This window comes from Ephemeroptericola cinctiostellae (genome assembly GCF_003339525.1).
In the GTDB taxonomy this organism is placed as follows: Bacteria; Pseudomonadota; Gammaproteobacteria; order Burkholderiales; family Burkholderiaceae; genus Hydromonas; species Hydromonas cinctiostellae.
This window is the reverse complement of record NZ_CP031124.1, coordinates 1,223,668-1,242,283: the sequence shown is the minus strand read 5'-3', so window position 1 is coordinate 1,242,283 and position 18,616 is coordinate 1,223,668. Positions and strand designations below refer to the sequence as shown.

Here is an 18,616-nt window from a genome sequence, read left to right as displayed (position 1 = left end):
CAACTGCATTTATTTAATTTTATCGGGTGCTTCAATCGGTGACTTGAGTTTAATCCATGCAATCTGATTTTCAACTCTTCAATGCCTCAATCATCGACTCAATACACCCGTTGTGCGCAAAAAGCCACCAAATCCGCCAACCGTTGTGCACGTGCGGGCTCAAACGCACTCAACACATAGATCGCACTTTCATACAAACTGTCGGCATAACGTTTTGCTTCATCCAATCCCAAAGCGCGTACATATGTGGGTTTATTCGCCATTTCATCTTTACCTGCGGTTTTGCCCAATGTTGCGCTGTCTTGGGTGGCATCTAAGATGTCATCGACCACTTGGAACAACAGCCCCATGTGCTGTGCGTACTCATCTAAAGCGCCCATTTGCTCGGCATCGACATGACCACACAGCGCACCCATGATTAAACTGGCACGCAACAATGCACCCGTTTTTAGGTTGTGCATCCGTTGCATGTCCATCATCGCCATTGGTTGCCCCACATGGTGGCAATCGATCGCTTGTCCACCCGCCATGCCCGCGACACCAGAAGCATGCGATAATGTTTGGATCAAAGCGATTTGCGCCGTTGGTGCCAGATTCAAATCATCAGCACTTAAAATCGAAAAGGCCAAAGTCTGCAATGCGTCGCCAGCCAACAGCGCCATTGCTTCACCATACACGACATGCACGGTGGGTTGACCTCGACGCAAATCGTCGTCGTCCATGCAAGGTAAATCATCGTGAATCAACGAATAGGCATGGATGCATTCCAAAGCCACCGCCACACGCAACACCGTTGCATCGGCCGCACCAAACAACTGCCCGGCGGCCAGTGCCGCCAAAGCCCGTACGCGCTTGCCACCATTCATCAAACCATGTGACATCGCAGCCAAAAGTGGTGATTGATTTGCAACATCTGGCGTTGCCGCAGTGCCCACCGCATGCGCCAAACAAGTTTCAATCAAAGGCCGTTGCACACGTGCCCATTGCTCAAAAGATTGCGCGTCACCGTGTAACATTGTTTTTTTTACTGCTGAATCAACCATCACACCGCTGCCCCTGTGTTTAAGTCAAAGGGTTTTACCATGTCATTTTCCACAATTTTCACTTGCTGCTCAATGGCTTGCAGCTGCGCTTGGCAATATTTCACCAAATAAGCACCCCGTTGATAGGCCGCCAATGATTGCTCCAGTGCGAAATCACCACTTTCCATGCTCGCAGTCAAAGCGTCCAGCTCACGCATGGCCTCTTCGAAGCTCGTCGGTTCTTTGTATTTGACTTTTGTTTGCGCCATAAAACCCGCCCTGAGATGTTCTTTAAAATGGGCTCAATTTTACGTGAAAACGGCGGGGTGCGGTTCGATTTAATGAGTTGTCCTGATTTGAGCACGGATCTCACGCCAGTGGGCACTGCGCAAAGTCGTTATAATGAAGCCAACCTTTTTATATTGACTGCCTTATGTCCACTTCGCCCAATCTGAATCACACCCAATTCATCACAAAACCATTCATTGCACTGCTCAGTTATCGCCTATCCGTTATTTTATGTTATCAAATCATCGGGGTTGTGGTCGGTTGGCAGGTGTACGATTTAACGCATGACAAATTGGCTTTGGGCTTAATTGGCTTGGCAGAGCTGATTCCCTATTTTTCCAGTGCTTTATTTGCAGGCTATGCGGTGGATCATTACTCGCGTCGTGGCTTGGGGATCTTCGCCTGTGTGCTGTTGTTGATCATGGCCATCACTTTGACGGCATTATCAAGCGGCATGGGGCATTTTTTAACACGTTATGGTACAACCCCCATTTATGCTGCCATTGCGTTATCTGGATTTGCCCGCGCTTTTCTGAGCCCAGTCTACAACACTTTGTTGGTGCAACTGGTTGAACGTGAAAATTATGCCAAAGCTGCGGGTGTGGGCACGTCCATTTTTCAGTTGGCACAAATCCTAGGTCCAGCCATCGGCGGTGGCTTGGTGGCTTTTGGCAACCCCACATGGGCATACGCTGTCACTGCGGTCTGCGCAAGCATCGGTATGCTGTCTTTATTTACACTGCACTACACCCCCAAAAGTGCACAAACGCCGCCCCAAGCAGGCGATGTCAAAGCCATTTTTTCAAGCATCAACCAAGGTTTGCAATTTGTTTTCAAAAACCAAGTCCTGCTCAGTGCATTGGCATTGGACATGTTTGCCGTGCTGTTTGGTGGCGCAATGGCGCTTTTGCCTGCTTTTGTCAGCGATGTATTGCACAAAGGCCCAGAAACTTTGGGCTTGCTGCGCGCGGCTCCCGCGATTGGCGCCATCAGCATGGGGTTGTATTTGACCCGTCGCCCCATCAATCGACACGCAGGAAAAATCTTGCTCACATGTGTGGCTGCTTTTGGGCTGTGCATGATTGTGTTTGCACTGTCTGAAAGGCTGTGGCTGTCTCTCGCTGCACTTGCCCTATCGGGTGTATTTGACAGCGTATCGGTTGTCTTGCGCTCAACCATTTTGCAACTCACCACCCCTGATGACATGCGCGGTCGGGTATCGGCCATCAATGGTTTATTTATTGGCTCATCAAATGAACTCGGCGCTTTTGAATCGGGCCTCGCCGCCAGCTGGTTAGGCCTCATGCCATCGGTGGTCATCGGCGGACTCATCACTTTAACAATCGTGCTGGTGACGACCAAAGTTGCGCCTAAACTACGCCGTTTACATGTGGATGAGTTGATTTAAAAAAATCAAGTAAAGACAAAATAAAAAACAACCTCTTGATGAGTCAGAGGTTGTTTTATTTTAAGCCCCATTCGTCTGGGGATCATCAATCCGCACTCACATCCACACACATCAAGTGGCCAAAGCAAAAGCAATCAAACGCGATGCATTGTTACTCAGCGGCCAATAGCCATTGGTCACTTTACCATACACGGCAAGGTGGGCTGCGAATGCGGCATTACCACATGCACCGACCAAATCTGAAGCCAAGAATTTTGCTTGATACGTGCCACTGACCAAGTTATAACTGTAGCTTGCGCTGCCTGTGGGTGCTGTCAATGCAGCCGTTTCAATGTAAGTGGGTGCAGTTGAAGCCAAACCCAGTGTATGAGAACCACGTGTGATCGAAAAAATGAATACGGCTCGATCATGCGGATGTGCGGCCGTATAACTGATGTTTACTTTTTGCCCTGCGGTATAGCGTAAAAAACCGCAATCGTCATCGGTGATACCCGAGCCAATCGTGGGTTGCGGCAAATCAGCAACAACAGCATTGTTATCCACATGCACTTTCATCACAAAAGCACCATCAACAACCTCAAATGGCGATGCCAAACGTGTTTGACTGACGTCGAGGTGATTGAGCATCAAGAATGCAAATGTTGCTGCGCTTGGAAACACTTTCACACCATCCGCTCCAAACACCTCAATTTTCACCTCAAAAGTCCCTGCGTGGTCAGGCGTACTGCCAGCCATCGGCGGTGCTGTGACCGTTGTGTCCCAACGTGCAGCCACTTCACTGAAATTACCACTCAGCCATTCACGCACCACCACCGTAGAGCCAGGTGCCGCAGCGGGTGGGACACGGGGTCTAAATTCAAATAAACTGGACTGGTCGTTAACGGTATTTGGCCCCACTTGATACGATTCATAAGTCGGCAAGCGATCCGAGTACTCGGTGCGATAGCCCCTTGCAAGTGGGGTATTCATTTCAACCCAATCCACCGCCCCCAGACGTCGGTATGAATACCGATAATATTTAATGAAGCCATTGTCCAAAGGAATATAGTAAGAATCATCGTGATAAAAATCCAACAGACCACCAAATGGTGCGTCCTCAACCAAGCCCAAGCCTGAATAATGGTAATTGGTGAGTCCGTCCGTGCGCACCCAACCCACAGGTGCCACCGCCCCAGCCGTTGGCTCACCAAAAATCGGTGTATTGCCAACTTTATATGGCAATACAAATAAAACCACCCCTTCGGGGACATCGTAATTGGGGTGCTCACACCCCTCGGCATTTGGTGTATTGATGACCACCTCGCTGTCACATTTGTAATTCCAATGCACATTGCACCAAATATTGGGGCGATACACGGTGACCCAGCTGTTATTTTGCAGTTGTTCAACCCAAAAATACAGATCAGGCTGATCACTGCAGCGATGGAAAATCGTGGCTTGGAAATGCCCCAGATGGTCAACCATCGTCGTCGAGACTTCAGTGCACTTCAAGAACGGCCACAGATAGGGAAAATGACACAAATTCAATTGAATATACGCAGACAAATCCAGCAATCGGTTTCGAATCAGATCGACCGACTCTAAATTCAACAAATCCAAGCTTATTTTTTGCTCAACAGGATTCAATGTATCCCACGAATGAGAAGCGACTTTATCCACAAAATCCGCATTTAATTTCATTTTTCGAGTGACCACTGAAGATGGCAGACGAATTGAAGGATCCACAATCGAAGCCCCTCGTGGCATGACGCCACCCATCAACAACTTTTGAGGCCTGAAGAATGGCTCAGGGTCAGGAATCGGAATCGGAATCGGTGGAAATGGCGTTTTGATGATATTTAAACGATCTAAAATGTCCTCACGCAATTTAATGATATGGACATCTGGAATTTTAGGCAATAACCACTGGATGCGATCCACCTCACACACATGCACACGCGCATTGCAAATGGGCAACTCTTGGACGGTACCATCTGGCAAAGTCACATATTTGATTAAACGCCCCCTCACATTGCAAATGCACCACAACGGAAAAGGAATGATCGGCTCAACAAATTTGATGAACGGGTTATCGATCAACATTCGCTCACTGAGTGCAGGTGCACCCGCTCGAATGAATGATTCCACTGAAGGCGGTGGCGCGCCATCTAAGCGCGGCCCAACAAAAAACTGCAGCTTTTGTCCATCCAAACTGCTCGGAATGTCAAAAGAAGCCTGCCCTCCACCCATTGAGCTGGTGCCCAAATATTTCCCTGAAATGGTGTATGCATGGAGTTGATTGCTTTCAACATCCAATTTTTCAAAACCTTGGCTTAAATCAACGGTCAAGTTGACAACATTTGGTGATCCCATGATGGTTCTCCTGATGTTTCACACCCGCTTGTTTCATTCGATTCTCATCCATCCGATTTGATCGGTGCAATGATCCGACAATCCAACCTCACAACATGATGTGAATGATTTGACTTCAACGGCTGCCGATTCACACCCGAATAAACCACGAGAAAACGAGCACCTTTGGCAACAAGATAAGGGTTGTCAAACGTCTTGTTTGGTTTATGTACGGGTAAAATCAGAACAGTGCCTGATTAAACACACAACAAACGCCTTGTTTATAAAATAAAAGGGGTTTCGCCTAAAAAGTAGCGAGATAGAAATTTGAAGACCGCGCAGAGGTTGAATTGGCTCCAACACCCAGCCCAACATGGCCACAACCACACATAAAAAGTTTTTTATTGTTGTAATGTGTGAAAAATTGAAAAAACACCGAAATTTAATTAAAGGCATGAAGGTTTTTATTTAAAAACCGACCAGTGTGTGTATCAATTTACGCTCAAGAAAGTGAATTGTCAATTATCATAAAAAATCATTTAAAAAAACAATTCTGAACCATGACATTGAGCCTTGGCCTTCACAGCCCATACAAGCTTTTTTAAGAGCAGTCGCTCGCCATTCACTCATAACATACTGAAAAATAACAATCAACTGCTCCCATCTGTGGGTTTAACGCATTCATCAGTGGTTAAATTTGAAAAAACCTCAAAACACTGGATCAAGAAAGTTTTTTATTTAATCGCTTAATTCAATCGGATGTTTCCATGGGATGTCCTTTAAAAGCAGGGCTTACCCCGCATTGGCTTAAAATTTATCAAACCGTCGACTGTATTGCACATCCATGCCATTGATTGAACCGCCACGCAGCAAAATCTGCCAATTACGCGACAGCGTCCATGTGACTTTGACCACACCTGCAACCGACGCCAAACCTTGTTCATAAGCGACAGCGAAACGATCAGACAAACGCTTGCCCACCCCAACCACTGTGCCCGTCAATCCACTCTCAGATGCACCCAAATTGAAACTGTCGATACCCAACTTTTCGGTGACTTTTCGCCCCTGATCGCTGCCCAATAAAATGGCTGCCGCGCCTGCAATCGCGCTGCCATCCGATGTGGATAAAGTGCTCGATGAACGCCCAAACAACAGCCATGAGAGTTTTTCTTCATCGGGCATTTCGGGTGTGGAAATCAAACGCGCTTTGCTGTCGGCCAGCGTACCCGTCAACTCAACCCCCACCTCCGTGCTGCTCACCGTTCGCGTCGCCAACATATTCAATGCAGGGTCATCCATCGGGCCTTGGAAAGTGATCAATCCACGATCCACTTTAAGCAGTTGACCATAGAATTTATACGTTCCGCTTTCCACCCGCACCACGCCCGTGGTTCTCAATGGTGAGCCTTGATTGCTTTCCAAATGAACATTACCCACCAATTTAACATCCGCCCCTTGCCCTTTGAATCGGAAATTGTCACCCAAATCCAAGGTCAAATCGATACTGGGGACAATGCCCAAACGTGGGGTTGCACTGGCCTTGTCATTGATGATTTTGCAATTGCGTGATTTTTCAGGGTTACTCGAACACACAACGACATCATCCCCCAAACTCGGTGGTAAAGTCGGCGGCAGATCAATCAACGCTTTGTCCGCTCGCACTTTGCCTTTAATTTGCAATTGACTCACGCCATCGTAGCCCAATTCGGCTTGACCGCTCAAAATCAATTGCCGATCAAGACGAACAAATGGACGCAGCTTGTCCATCGTCACCTCTGCGGTCAGCAAACGCCCACCCGCACCATACGAGGCTTGACCACGCACCGACAATTTGCCTTCAACACCATTGAAATCAAACTGTTCAAAATCCACATAGGAGTCGGTCAAATTCAAGCGAATCACACCATCTTTCAGGCGGAAGCCTTGCTCGACATGTAAAAAATCAATGTGTTGTCCCGTCAGCACACCGCTCATCACGGGTGCGGCCAACGCACCGCCGATGTGAATGTCCGCTTGCATTTGCCCATTCAAGCGAATGTTTGCACCCAGCAATGAGTTGAACTGCTGCAATTGATCCATTTGCGCTTTGGCATTCAAACTCAATGGCGAAATGCCCGTGATGACCCAACCCGCAGGGCTGCCAATCATGCCCACATTGCCGTTGATGTCGACTTTACCCAAACGATCCGAGTTTAAATTGCCCGTGATGGCCAATGTGCGCCCTGACAAACGGCCATTGAGCATCAATTGACTTAAGGCGATTGTGTTTTTTTGCCGTTTATCCAACGACAAATCACCTTTTTCACGTTCAAATTTAAAACCACCTGAGGGCGAATCGCCCATGGCCATGTCCCAGTCACCTTTGATGGTCATGTCCGTATAAAACGGCAAAGTCACATTGAGCCACGTCAACCATTCTGGGATCACAAGGTTACTGACTCGGCCACGGCTGTTGATGCGTGCACCAAGGATGTTGAGGCTGTCCAAATTCACTTGGGCATTTTGCACCTGTGCATCAAGGTTTTTGAATTGCAATTCGCCTTTTTCGTAGGCCACTTGTGCTGGATGTTGCAAGGCAATGTTGGGCTGACCTTGGTTATTGAATTGGCTGATTTGCCCTTGCCAACCCGTATCACTGATGCGACCTGAGCCTTGGGTGGTGGCATTTAAAATCCATTGCACAGGGGGTTGTGCCGAGGTTTTGAGGACTTGCCCACCCTTGACCACTTCGCGCGCAGCGATGCCTTCTCGGATGAGCACATTGCCTTGAATTTTGCCATTGAACTGATGGGCGGCTTGTGTGCCATTGACCTCAAGGTTGAGCGCATCCAGTTTAATCAAACCATTGAGGTAGCCTTGCACGTCCAGCTTGCCATTCATGACACCTTGCGCACCAGAGTTCCATTCACCTTTGAGTGTGGCTTGGCGCACCGATTGAGTACCAATTTTTAGGTTGCTGGCAGTGGCATCGACCACACCGCGCGGTTTAAGCATGCTGCCCGTGAGGTCAGCTTTGGCAGTCAAGCTGCCACCAAAACCAAATTGCAATTGCTCTAAATTAGGTGCATCAATATTGACGTTAATTTTTTCCTTGCTGTCTTTGGTGATGCCCAGTGCGCCCTTTGCATAAAATTTATTCGCCCCCACCGTGATGTCAAGTTCACGTGCAGTGAAGGTGTCGGGCGCATTGTAGCTGACATCAATTTTACCTTGGGCGGGCACACCCGCCCACGCGCTGTTGGTGAGTTGACCTTTGAGGTTAACTTTGACATTGGGCTTGACCACGCCATTCACATCAAAATCACCCGCCAAGCGGCTGTTTGGAAAGTCACCCAGCTCTGCCAAGTTAAATTGCAACAATTGGGCTTTGCCTTCAAAAGGTAAACCTTCGGTGTATTTGAGCTGCCCTTTCAGTTCAATTTTTGCATTCGCGCTGCCTGACACGCGTGCTTGCGTAACTTCAACGCGGTCATTGGTCACATTGACATCGGCAAATACCTGCAACGTATTCGAACCACTGTTCGTCAACGTGGTGACAATATGTTGATTGCTTTTGGTCACTGTCAATTCGAGGGGTCCAGACAAACGGGTTGTTAACATTTTTGGATGGACGTTTTTCAAATCAAAACCATTGACATCGAATTTGAAATCACCTTGTTTGTCTTTCCACACCCCTGCGCCCGTGATTCGACCATTGCCACTGACTTGAATGTCAATGTTTTTCACATCTTGCTGGTCTTTGGTCAGATCAAACTCACCAGACACTTGATCCACAGGCAGTGAATACACCGACAATGCCGCGGGTGCATGGTTGATCACACGCCAATTGCCATGCACGGGTTGGCGATTCTCTGTGCCTTTTTTTTCTTCAATGCTGATCGTTTGCGGTGTGGCCTCCAGCGTCACATCGAGGTCTGCTTTTAACAATTTATCCCAAAATGCGTATGGGTTAAAATGCGTCATCGCGACGTGACCACGGTGAATGTAGTACCGATCCAACAATTGAACTTCGAGCTGTCCCACACCCTTTAATGGCTGTTTGACACTGCCACCGTTTGCGTTCAAATCCACATTCAAGTGGTATAAATCACCCGTTGCATTGATGTCTAAAGTGTAATCGTTGTCGTCATATTGTGATACCGCTTGCACTTTACCCGTCAATGCAAATGGGCGAATGCCATCAATCGCAAGCTGCCCCGTGTATTCGGCGCTGCCTTGCGTAAGGTGAGTTAAATTGATTTGGTGGTGGCGTTGGTCGGTTGAGACCGAACCGTCAATGTTGATTAAACTTGTGGTTTTCAATCCATTGATGAGATTGACTGTGGCCACTTGAACCCGCTTTGCCTCAATAGAAAGCGGCAACGTCACTTTTTCCAGCGGCGTGTTGTCTTCAGGTTTTGGGTACATGGTCACGTCAACGGTGTCTGCCGCGATGTGATCGACCGACCATTTAAGTGGTAAATACGCCCATGACCATTCACCTGATAAATTGGTGATGTCGACATGCACATATTTTGCCAAATGGACGTGCACTTCACTCGCTGAACCGCCATGTGCCAAACTGCCTGAATTCCAATCGGCTTGTAACTGTCCTGCGGACAACACTTTTGCCACAGTCCAAAAACTTTTTGTACCCGTTTCCGTTTGAATCATGGCCACGATTGCGCCCACCACCAACACAGGCACGGCGATCAAAATAAACAGCAACCAACGCAACCAGTGTCGCTTTTTTTGGGTTGGCGCGGGGGCAGCAGCATCGCTGCCTTGCCCAGCCTCACCCGACGCAGTCTCTTCTTCAGGCGACAACGCACCACCCGCTTCGTCTGGAACGATGCGTGATGGCATAAAAAAACGCCAGCCTTGCCAACCCGGTTTAGATGCGCTCATTAAAACAAAATCCCAATCGAAATGTGCGGTGCCAGCTTCTTGCGTGGATAGCCATAAGCCAGATCAAAATGTATCGGCCCCACAGGGCTGCGCCAACGCACACCAGCACCCGCACCATGGTATAAGCCAAAATTGGTTAAGTCATTGCTGACCGTACCCACATCGTAGAACACCGCAGCGCCCCATGACTTATTGAACCAGTGCGTGTACTCAGCCGAGGCTGTCGCCAAAAACTGCCCCGGTAAAATCGAAGAGCCATTGCTGTTTCTATAGGTGCTGCCAATGCTTTGATAAGCATAACCACGAATCGAGCTGCTGCCACCTGCATAAAATAACAAACTGGACGGCACATTGTACAAAGTATCTTTGGTCACCACCGCCCCCGCCTCAGCGCGCAACAGCAATGAGTCGTCTTTTTTAAATGGAATGAAATAACGGAAACGACCATACGCCCGCAAAAAAGTTGCAGAAGAAGCCAAGGCCTTTAACGCCCCACCCACCGATGCTTCAATTGCATAACCTCTTCGAGGGAAAGATGGATCATCCACTTTATTTTTTGCCCAAGACACCCCAAAAACCGTCGCATGACTGCGTAAATCGCCCAGTTTACTGTTGAAATAATCCACATCATACGAAATCGCCGTATGCTCCAGCTTGCGCGAATAATGCAAACCAATCTGAGCCGTGTTGGTGTTTGGATCAACCGTTCGATCCAACTCCGTTTTGCCCACCACACTCCATTGATAATGGTTGGCATTTTGTGGTGTGGACAATGACAAGGTGCCTGTGCGCTGCTTTTGCTCCCAGTCATAACGGGAATCAAAAATCCAGCCACGTTTAAACACATTGTAGTGGCTGTACTGCACATTGGTGCGGAAGCCTGCATCCGTGCCATACCCAACCAAACCATTGAAATTTTGGGTCGGCAACTCAACTACCTGCACTTTAATCGGCGCAAGTTCTGCTTCATCGGGATTCTGCCCCACGTCAACCAATACACTTGAAAAATAAGGTAAATCTTGTAAACGTTTTTGCAAATTGAGCAGTTTATTGCGGTTGTACGCCTCGCCCACTTTAATCACATTGACATTGTTCACGACTTTCACAGGGTAACGGCGAAGCCCTGTCGCTTCAATTTCACCCAAAGTAAAATAAGGCCCTGAATCCAGCTTGGCCGACAATTTAGCGGTTTTTTTCTCAGGCTCAATGAACGCTTGTGTGTCCACAAAGCGAGCAGCAGCATACGCTTCGGATTGAATTTTGCGCAACAGCAATGTCTTTGACAAACTCCATTCATTTTGAGTGAAAGGTTCGTCCTCTTGCAAAGACCAGTCAAACTCCAAGGTGCCAACACGTTTCGGATCTTGCTCCTTGATAAGGCCTTGCACCTCAAGCTTGGCACTGTCCACCACCACCCGCTGCCCCAGCGTCACTTTAACAGTGATGTTGGGCTTTTCAGCATCTTTCACACTTGAGTTTTTACTGCCCTCACTGACCTCAGTGCGCACATCAAAATACCCCATCGTCGCCAACAAACTGGCCACTTGTTCAGGCGTTTGATCAACCAAATAATCAAGGTACTCATCGCGGATGTCTTCACGCGTTCGGTAGCGCACAATGTCAAGATAGGTGTCCAATATGGTTTTCACCTCTTTGGGGGCATCCACATTGACCTTATAATTGTCTGCCCATGCCAATGGCGCGCCCATCAACAGCACCACCGTGCACGCCAAGCGGCTCAAACCGCAGCGCAGCGCAGATTGCAGCGTGTGCTTATTTTGGGACGATGGGTGAACAAACAACTTCAAAATAAGATTTCCAATACAATCAAAATAGCAAAACGCGCCAACCCCATGGTTTTTCGAGTAAAATAGCAATCAAGCGTGGGAGCTCGTCAAAATGAGCCTCCATTGTAAACAATTCTCTGCATTAAATTAGCATTTGGAGCAATAAAAATGGCGCGTTACGAATCCGATGTCACCTTGTTTTTAAAAGACCTGAAAAAAGAAGATCCTCAGCTTGAAAAAGGCCAGCGTGATGGTCGTGCGCGCCTGTGGGACAAACCACAAGATTTGCGCTTACAGCGTGAATTTGAAGAAGCAATGGTCGCGCAAAAGCCTTACGTTTACAACTAAATTGCGTTACATTTACTTTAGATGACACAGCCAGTCGTCCCTTTGGACGAGGCCGCCATCGTAAACGCCAAACCTGACACCACACCTGATGTGGTTGATGGTTTGGCGTTCGCACGTCTGTACGGTGAGCCCCTGTTCAACATGCCGCAAGACCTCTACATCCCGCCCAATGCATTGGAGGTTTTTCTTGAGACCTTTGAAGGGCCTTTGGATTTATTGCTGTATTTGATTCGCAAACAAAATTTCAATGTGCTCGACATTCCCATGGCACAAGTGACCACTCAATATTTGATTTACGTCGATCAAATCCGCGAACACAACCTTGAGTTGGCCGCTGAATATTTGCTCATGGCAGCGATGTTGATTGAGATTAAATCACGCATGTTGTTGCCCGTCAAAACCACCGACACCGGCGAAGAAGCCGATGACCCACGCGCTGAACTGGTGCGCCGCTTGTTAGAATACGAGCAAATGAAATTGGCTGCACTGGGTTTAAATCTACTGCCCGTGGTGGGACGGGATTTTGACATCGCACTCGCTGACATTGATCACACCACTGAACGCGCAATGCCCAATGTCAATCTAGATGACCTCAAATCGGCTTGGCAAGACATTTTGAAACGCGCAAAACTCAATCAAAAACACCGCATCACCCGTGAAACACTGTCCGTCCGTGAATTCATGACGGGCATTTTGCGTCAATTACAGCACCGCCAATTCATGGAGTTCGGTGAGCTGTTCCATGACTTGATTGCAAATGGCGAAGGCCGTTCTGTATTGGTGGTTAATTTCATCGCCATGCTTGAATTGTCCCGTGAATCCCTTCTGGAAATCACCCAAGCGGAGCCCTACGCGCCCATTTATGTGCGCTTGAGTTACCAACCGCAGTGATCTCAACCATCCATTGCACACATGAATCAGCAACCACTTTGACTCGGTGAGGGGTGATTGGTTAAAATCCACCAGACCAAAATCCCAAACAGCCATCCCCACCCACCTCATCTCAAGGACTCCCATGCCCCGCATTCAATTGTTCTCTGACACCACACCCACTCCCGAATACGACTTTCCTCGCCCTGAACGCCTCATCACAGGCAATCCACAACGCACCACATGGCATCACTTCACCAATGACAGCGGCGAAGTGTTTATGGGCATCTGGGCCAGTGAAGTGGGGGCATGGCGCATTGAAATGGGATCAACCGAAGATGAATATTTCTATGTCATCAGTGGACGTGGTCGGCTCATTGCAGAAACAGGCGAAACACGCGAAACACGCGAATTTACGGTTGGTGATGCCGTCATCATACCTGCTGGTTTTAAAGGCACATTTCAAGTCATTGAAACACTGACCAAACACTACGTTATCACTGAACGCAAAGCATAAAAAATCAAGGATCAAGCGCATTACTAAAATGAAAACACCCCTTTCGAAAGGGGTGTTTGTGTTTGTGTTTGTGTTTGTGTTTGTGTTTGTGTTTGTGTTTGTGTTTGTGTTTGTGTTTGTGTTTGTGTTTGTGTTTGTGTTTGTGTTTGTGTTTGTGTTTGTGTTTGTGCCTCACGTACACTCAAGGGCACACGAGGTCAGTCTGTTTCTTCACACCAATTGACTCAACATCGACGAATGCGAAGGACAGCGAGCTGACAATCCTTTGAATGTGCTTGATTTGTATCAAGATGCTCAGATAAAAATTCCAACTCAAAACACCAGAAAAGTCAGTTGTTCATTTTTCTGTATTTTTTTATATTTCTTTAAGTTGCACGCAAATTATACTGCTTCAGCTCACGCACACAATGTTTGTAATCTGGGCACAATTCCGCGACTTTCTCCCAAAACAAACGGCTGTGGTTCATGTGCACGGTGTGGGACAACTCATGTGCCAACACATAGTCCACCAATGCCACATCCAAAAACACCAAACGCCAATTCAAGCGCACGGTGCCATCGCTGCGGCATGTACCCCACAATGTTTTCGCGCTCGACAACACGATCAACCGATAACGCAAGCCATGAGCCACCGCGTAACGTTGTGCGCGTTGAAACAAATACGCCAATAGAATCGCCGTCAAAGCATCACGCACTGCTTTCTCGCGACGAGCGGGTGCAACATCACGCAAAATCAGCACCGCCTCAGCCGCCCCACCCCATTGTTGCGCCAACCACACTTGAGCATCCATTTTTGCAGCACCCGTGCGCCAAAAAATCCGCACGGCTCGCCCCAAAATGGGCAAGACATCGCCATCGGCCACCACTAAATTCGGCACAAAGCTCACACGTGGTACTGCATTTTGCATTTTATTTAAACTTTTGAGAATCCAATCAGCCCTCAATTGCAAGATTCGCTCAATTTCCAATACCGTCACTGCACTGCTCGCACGCACACGCAAGCCGCTGTGGTCAACCAACATGCCCACGGTGCGGCGGCGAACACGCTCAATCGTATAAGGCACTTCATGCGCACCCAAAAGGACAGTACGTGCACGCCGCGCCGGAGGTACAGGCGCTTCAATCGGCTCCAATGATGGCATCGGCGTCGACATCATTTGGTCGACTGATTTCAAACGCCCTCGCGTGGGCGCTTTCTTCTCTGAAATGGGTTTTGCACTGGACGCAGGCACATCGTTGTCGCCAAACAACGACAATTGCAATTGATTCAACCACTCTCGCAAACGACTCAAATCACGCCTCACGTGCCTTTGGCAGGCGACTCATTTCTGTCTCAATCCACCCCACCATTTCTTTGTGCACCTCATTCACAGGGCGGCCAACCGTTTCAATCAACGGCCCAATGGACACGGTGACTTTACCCGCTTGCTTAACCCAAGGTTTTTTCGGCCAGCATTCCCCCGCATTGTGGGCTATCGGAATGATGGGGGCATTCAATGACACCGCCAAGCGTGACCCACCTGACCGAAATTTACTCGGCTCACCAGGTGCAATGCGTGTGCCTTCTGGGAACATGATCATCCACACCCCATCGGCCAAACGCACACGCGCCTGATCCACTGTTTGAGTCATCGCATCCTGACCTGAATTTCGATCAATCGCCACCATACGCAACAAACCCAAACCCCAACCAAAAAAAGGCACCATCAACAGCTCACGCTTGAACACAAAACACAGGGGGTTGCCCAGGGCATACAACAAGAAGATCGTTTCCCATGCCGATTGGTGCTTCGCCAACACCACCGCACCACGGCCTTTTTCAGGTAAATTCTCCACCCCTCGCAACTCATAGCGAATGCCCAAAATCCACCTCGCGGCAAAAATCGTCACACGATTCCAGACGGACGTAAATGCATACCGCGCACGGTAAGGCAATACCGCTGTTAACATACACAAAATTGAAAAAGGGATCGTCCAAAGAACGATCAAGACCATAAAAATTGCAGAGCGAATCGCCGCCATAAGCTTCCTAAATTGACATTTTTTAACTTCAAACCAAACAACCGCAATGTACGCATTGTTTTACTTCAATACAAACACAGTTGTCATACACACCCGCCTTTGTAAAGCATTCAGCCCAACACGGCCTATTGTACAAAAAAAGTGATCCGATCGTTGATCAACAGGGTGCGAAGCAATCATTTATTTGAACATGCACGCCATGAGTGGGGCGTTTAAAAAAGATAAAAGGCAAAAATATAAAAGGCATTTAATTTAATTTGTTTGTTCTTTCAATCAATTAAATAAAAAACACCATATTTCTACACAAGCATTTTAGCACGGAGTCGAATGGGCTTTCGCAGCACTCAACTGCCCCTCACCTAGACGATGAATGCGACCACATCATTTTTAAGAAGTTGAAACAACTGAAGTGTTTCCTTTATTTTTTGCTAAATTTCAACTCAACATTTCAACTCAACCTCAATGAGGCAGGGAGTGAGATGTGGAGTTCAATCGTAAAAAAAGCAAGCCCTGCTACGGCTTGCTTTTTTAAATCTGACGATGCCTAATCAATGTGTCACAGGTTCACCGATGAAAACCTCGACTCGGCGATTCTGTGCTTTACCTGCTTCAGTCGCATTGCTCGCCACGGGTTGGCGTGAGCCCATGCCTTCAATGGTGAAACGGCTGCTGGAAACACCACGGGCTGTCAAATAATCACGTGTACTGGCGGCGCGATTGACCGACAATGGATTGTTGATGGCGTCATTGCCTGTGCTGTCAGTGTGCCCAATGATGTTCACTGTGGTGATCGTATTGGCTTGCAAGGTTTGAGCAAATTTATCCAAAATCGGACGGAAATTTGATTTAATCGCATAGCTGTTGCTGTCAAATGAAACATCCGCTGGGATGTCAAGTTTCAGGCGATTGTCAGTTGTCTTGCTCACGTCAATGCCTGTGCCTGCCGTGGCTTTTTCCATTGCGGTTTTTTGCGCTTGCATGCGTTGCGACCACACATAACCACCACCTGCGCCAGCAGCTGCGCCAATGGCTGCACCGGTGAGAATGCTTCGAGTTTCATGTTTACCAGCAGTGGCTGCGCCGATCGCTGCACCTGCCAATGCCCCTAAACCTGCGCCGATCGCTGTACCCGATCCTGTGCTTTGCATGCCTTCATTGATGCTGGCACAACCTGTGAGCGCCAAAGTGGCAGCCAGTGTGATTGCGGTAATCGCTTTAAATTGACGTTGCATGGGTATTCTCCTCTGTGGGGGTTAAAAAGTATAAAAAATTTTGATTTGCTTATTTTGCTCACACCATCAATTGCTATAAGCCCTTGAGGCCGCAAATGGTTGACTTTGATAATCCATTATTATTCAAGCATCTTACACAACAACGGTGGGTGAATCTCCATTTGAGGCTCTATTTTTTATGTCTTTTTCTATTTTACTGTGTTTTATTAAGTCTGCTGCTTTTTCCGCAATCATAATGGTTGGGGCATTGGTGTTGCCCGAAACGATGGTCGGCATGATGGAGGCATCAACCACCCGCAGTCCGAGTACGCCATGAACGCACAAATGATCGTCGACCACCGCCATCGCATCACTGGCGGAACCCATTTTACACGTGCCGACGGGATGGTATTCGGTACTGCCATGTTGGCGTATGTAATTTTTTAGGTTCGCGTCATCCTGAGCATTGATCGGATACAGCAATTCGCCTCGATAGCTTTGTAATGCACCATCATTCATGATGCTGAGGGTCTTTTTGAGCCCACGCACCATGACCTCGATGTCTTCTGTTTCCGCTAAAAAATTAGGATCAATCAGGGGCATGCCATACACATCTTTTGGATTCAACTTGATGCACCCTCGGCTTTTTGGACGCATGAGAGTCACATGGATGCTGTACCCTGCGCCCCAATGCATTCGACGGGCATGCTCATCGACCATGCCAACGATGAGTGCGAGCTGTATGTCTGGAGTTCCCACGTTTTCAGCGCTAAAAATGAATGCACCCGATTCAGCAAAATTTGTGGTCAACATGCCTCGGCGATGCCGCCACCAATCGTATACGCCATGTGCCACATCATAACTGCCGCGAATATTCAAACCAAACAACCCTTCTTGATTTTTCGCCCGCCATATGGCGGTGACCGTAAAATGATCCTGTAAATTGCATCCCACGCCTGCCAAATGCTTTACAACAGGAATGCCCAAAACATGCAGAGTATCAAAATCACCGACCCCAGACCACATGAGCAACTGTGGTGAGTGGATCGCACCACTGGCTAAAATGACTTCATTTCTCGTGCGCAAATGAACTGTTTCATGGCTTTCGGCATGTCGATAAACAACGCCAATCGCTGTTTGATGTTCAAATAAAATTCGCTGCACATGGGCATGTGTGACAACAGTCAGGTTTGAACGTTTGAGGTTGGGTTGCACATAGGCTTTCGCTGCGCTGCACCGCTCACCTGCTTTTTGTGTGACCGCACTCAACCAGCTGCCAAACTGCTGTTCACCATTGGGGTCTGAGGTGACAGGAACACCATGTGCTGCACACGCTTGTAAAAACAAGGCATTGATCGGGCTGTACTGATCCAAATGTTTGACATTGAGCGGGCCGCCCACCCCATGATGGGGGTCATTTGGGAATATTTCACTGTGCTCGGCTTTTTTAAAATACGGCAACACCTCATCGTATGCCCACCCCCGATTACCCGCCGCAGCCCATTGATCGTAGTCCCACCGATTGCCACGGATGTACACCATGGCGTTGATGGCACTTGACCCCCCTAACACTTTGCCTCGCGGCACTCGGTCTCGACGGCCATTCAAATGCGCTTGAGGCACGGTTTGATAATGCCAACTGTAACCGCCCCAAGGCACAGTTGCTGCGAAACCCGCGGGGCTGTTCACAAAAGGAGAAGCACCTCCACCCCCAGCCTCAAGTAAGCACACACTGACAGTGGGGTCTTCAGACAAGCGTGCAGCCAATACACAACCCGCCGAGCCCCCGCCAACCACAATGTAATCAAACACAAGTGCACCCATGTTCGCTCCTTCAGGGGGTACAAAAAACCAGAACTGTTTGTTGTATCCAGTTTAAATATTCGTTTTAAATTTCATCACACACATTGGCACAAACCACGAGA

General features: G+C 48.2%; 14 protein-coding genes. 5 read left to right on the top strand and 9 right to left on the bottom strand.

What is annotated here, in order from left to right; translation table 11 throughout:
• Positions 1-98 precede the first annotated feature (98 nt).
• Both DTO96_RS05735 and DTO96_RS05730 read right to left on the bottom strand, forming a co-directional pair.
• A complete protein-coding gene (locus DTO96_RS05735) occupies positions 99-1,016 on the bottom strand; it encodes a polyprenyl synthetase family protein (protein ID WP_114563943.1) in 918 nt (305 codons plus the stop codon).
• 26 nt (positions 1,017-1,042) lie between these two features.
• Entirely contained in the window at positions 1,043-1,291 is a 249-nt protein-coding gene (locus DTO96_RS05730) for an exodeoxyribonuclease VII small subunit (RefSeq protein ID WP_114562616.1), read from the bottom strand.
• 164 nt (positions 1,292-1,455) lie between these two features.
• On the opposite strand from DTO96_RS05730, the gene DTO96_RS05725 reads away from it, so the two are divergent.
• Positions 1,456-2,718 (top strand): MFS transporter, encoded by a 1,263-nt coding sequence (locus DTO96_RS05725; protein ID WP_114562615.1) that lies wholly within the window; start codon positions 1,456-1,458, stop codon positions 2,716-2,718.
• A gap of 111 nt (positions 2,719-2,829) precedes the next feature.
• Here the strand turns inward: DTO96_RS05725 and DTO96_RS05720 are convergent, their stop codons facing one another.
• The 3 genes from DTO96_RS05720 to DTO96_RS05710 all read right to left on the bottom strand — a co-directional run bounded on the left by DTO96_RS05720 (position 2,830) and on the right by DTO96_RS05710 (position 11,744).
• The gene (locus DTO96_RS05720; RefSeq protein ID WP_114562614.1) at positions 2,830-5,070 is read right to left on the bottom strand and encodes a hypothetical protein; all 2,241 of its coding nucleotides are present in this window, start codon (positions 5,068-5,070) and stop codon (positions 2,830-2,832) included.
• Positions 5,071-5,856: 786 nt separating this feature from the next.
• On the bottom strand, positions 5,857-9,936 hold the full coding sequence (locus tag DTO96_RS05715) for a translocation/assembly module TamB domain-containing protein (RefSeq protein WP_114562613.1): 4,080 nt from the start codon (positions 9,934-9,936) through the stop codon (positions 5,857-5,859).
• Entirely contained in the window at positions 9,936-11,744 is a 1,809-nt protein-coding gene (locus DTO96_RS05710; RefSeq protein WP_114562612.1) for an autotransporter assembly complex protein TamA, read from the bottom strand. The genes DTO96_RS05715 and DTO96_RS05710 overlap by 1 nt, the downstream gene beginning before the upstream one ends.
• Before the next feature lie 147 nt (positions 11,745-11,891).
• Between DTO96_RS05710 and DTO96_RS05705 the strand changes: the two genes are divergently transcribed.
• The 4 genes from DTO96_RS05705 (at position 11,892) to DTO96_RS05690 (ending at position 13,681) form a co-directional block, all read left to right on the top strand.
• Positions 11,892-12,071, top strand: coding sequence for a DUF3460 family protein (locus DTO96_RS05705; RefSeq protein WP_114562611.1), 180 nt, complete (start codon positions 11,892-11,894; stop codon positions 12,069-12,071).
• Between the two features lie 21 nt (positions 12,072-12,092).
• A complete protein-coding gene (locus DTO96_RS05700; RefSeq protein WP_114562610.1) occupies positions 12,093-12,962 on the top strand; it encodes a segregation and condensation protein A in 870 nt (289 codons plus the stop codon).
• Positions 12,963-13,086: 124 nt separating this feature from the next.
• Positions 13,087-13,458, top strand: a complete 372-nt coding sequence (locus tag DTO96_RS05695) for a cupin domain-containing protein (RefSeq protein ID WP_114562609.1) — start codon at positions 13,087-13,089, stop codon at positions 13,456-13,458.
• Positions 13,459-13,486: 28 nt separating this feature from the next.
• Positions 13,487-13,681 (top strand): hypothetical protein, encoded by a 195-nt coding sequence (locus tag DTO96_RS05690; protein WP_114562608.1) that lies wholly within the window; start codon positions 13,487-13,489, stop codon positions 13,679-13,681.
• A 142-nt stretch (positions 13,682-13,823) separates the two neighbouring features.
• On the opposite strand, the gene DTO96_RS05685 is transcribed toward DTO96_RS05690, so the two are convergent.
• From DTO96_RS05685 to DTO96_RS05670, 4 genes are all read right to left on the bottom strand, one after another.
• Positions 13,824-14,750, bottom strand: coding sequence for a M48 family metallopeptidase (locus DTO96_RS05685; RefSeq protein ID WP_114562607.1), 927 nt, complete (start codon positions 14,748-14,750; stop codon positions 13,824-13,826).
• A gap of 1 nt (position 14,751) precedes the next feature.
• A complete protein-coding gene (locus tag DTO96_RS05680; protein WP_114562606.1) occupies positions 14,752-15,480 on the bottom strand; it encodes a lysophospholipid acyltransferase family protein in 729 nt (242 codons plus the stop codon).
• Between the two features lie 548 nt (positions 15,481-16,028).
• Complete coding sequence (locus tag DTO96_RS05675) at positions 16,029-16,712, bottom strand: YiaD family glycine zipper/OmpA-like lipoprotein (RefSeq protein WP_114562605.1); 684 nt, start codon at positions 16,710-16,712, stop codon at positions 16,029-16,031.
• 132 nt (positions 16,713-16,844) lie between these two features.
• A complete protein-coding gene (locus DTO96_RS05670; protein ID WP_114562604.1) occupies positions 16,845-18,515 on the bottom strand; it encodes a GMC family oxidoreductase in 1,671 nt (556 codons plus the stop codon).
• Positions 18,516-18,616: the final 101 nt, after the last annotated feature.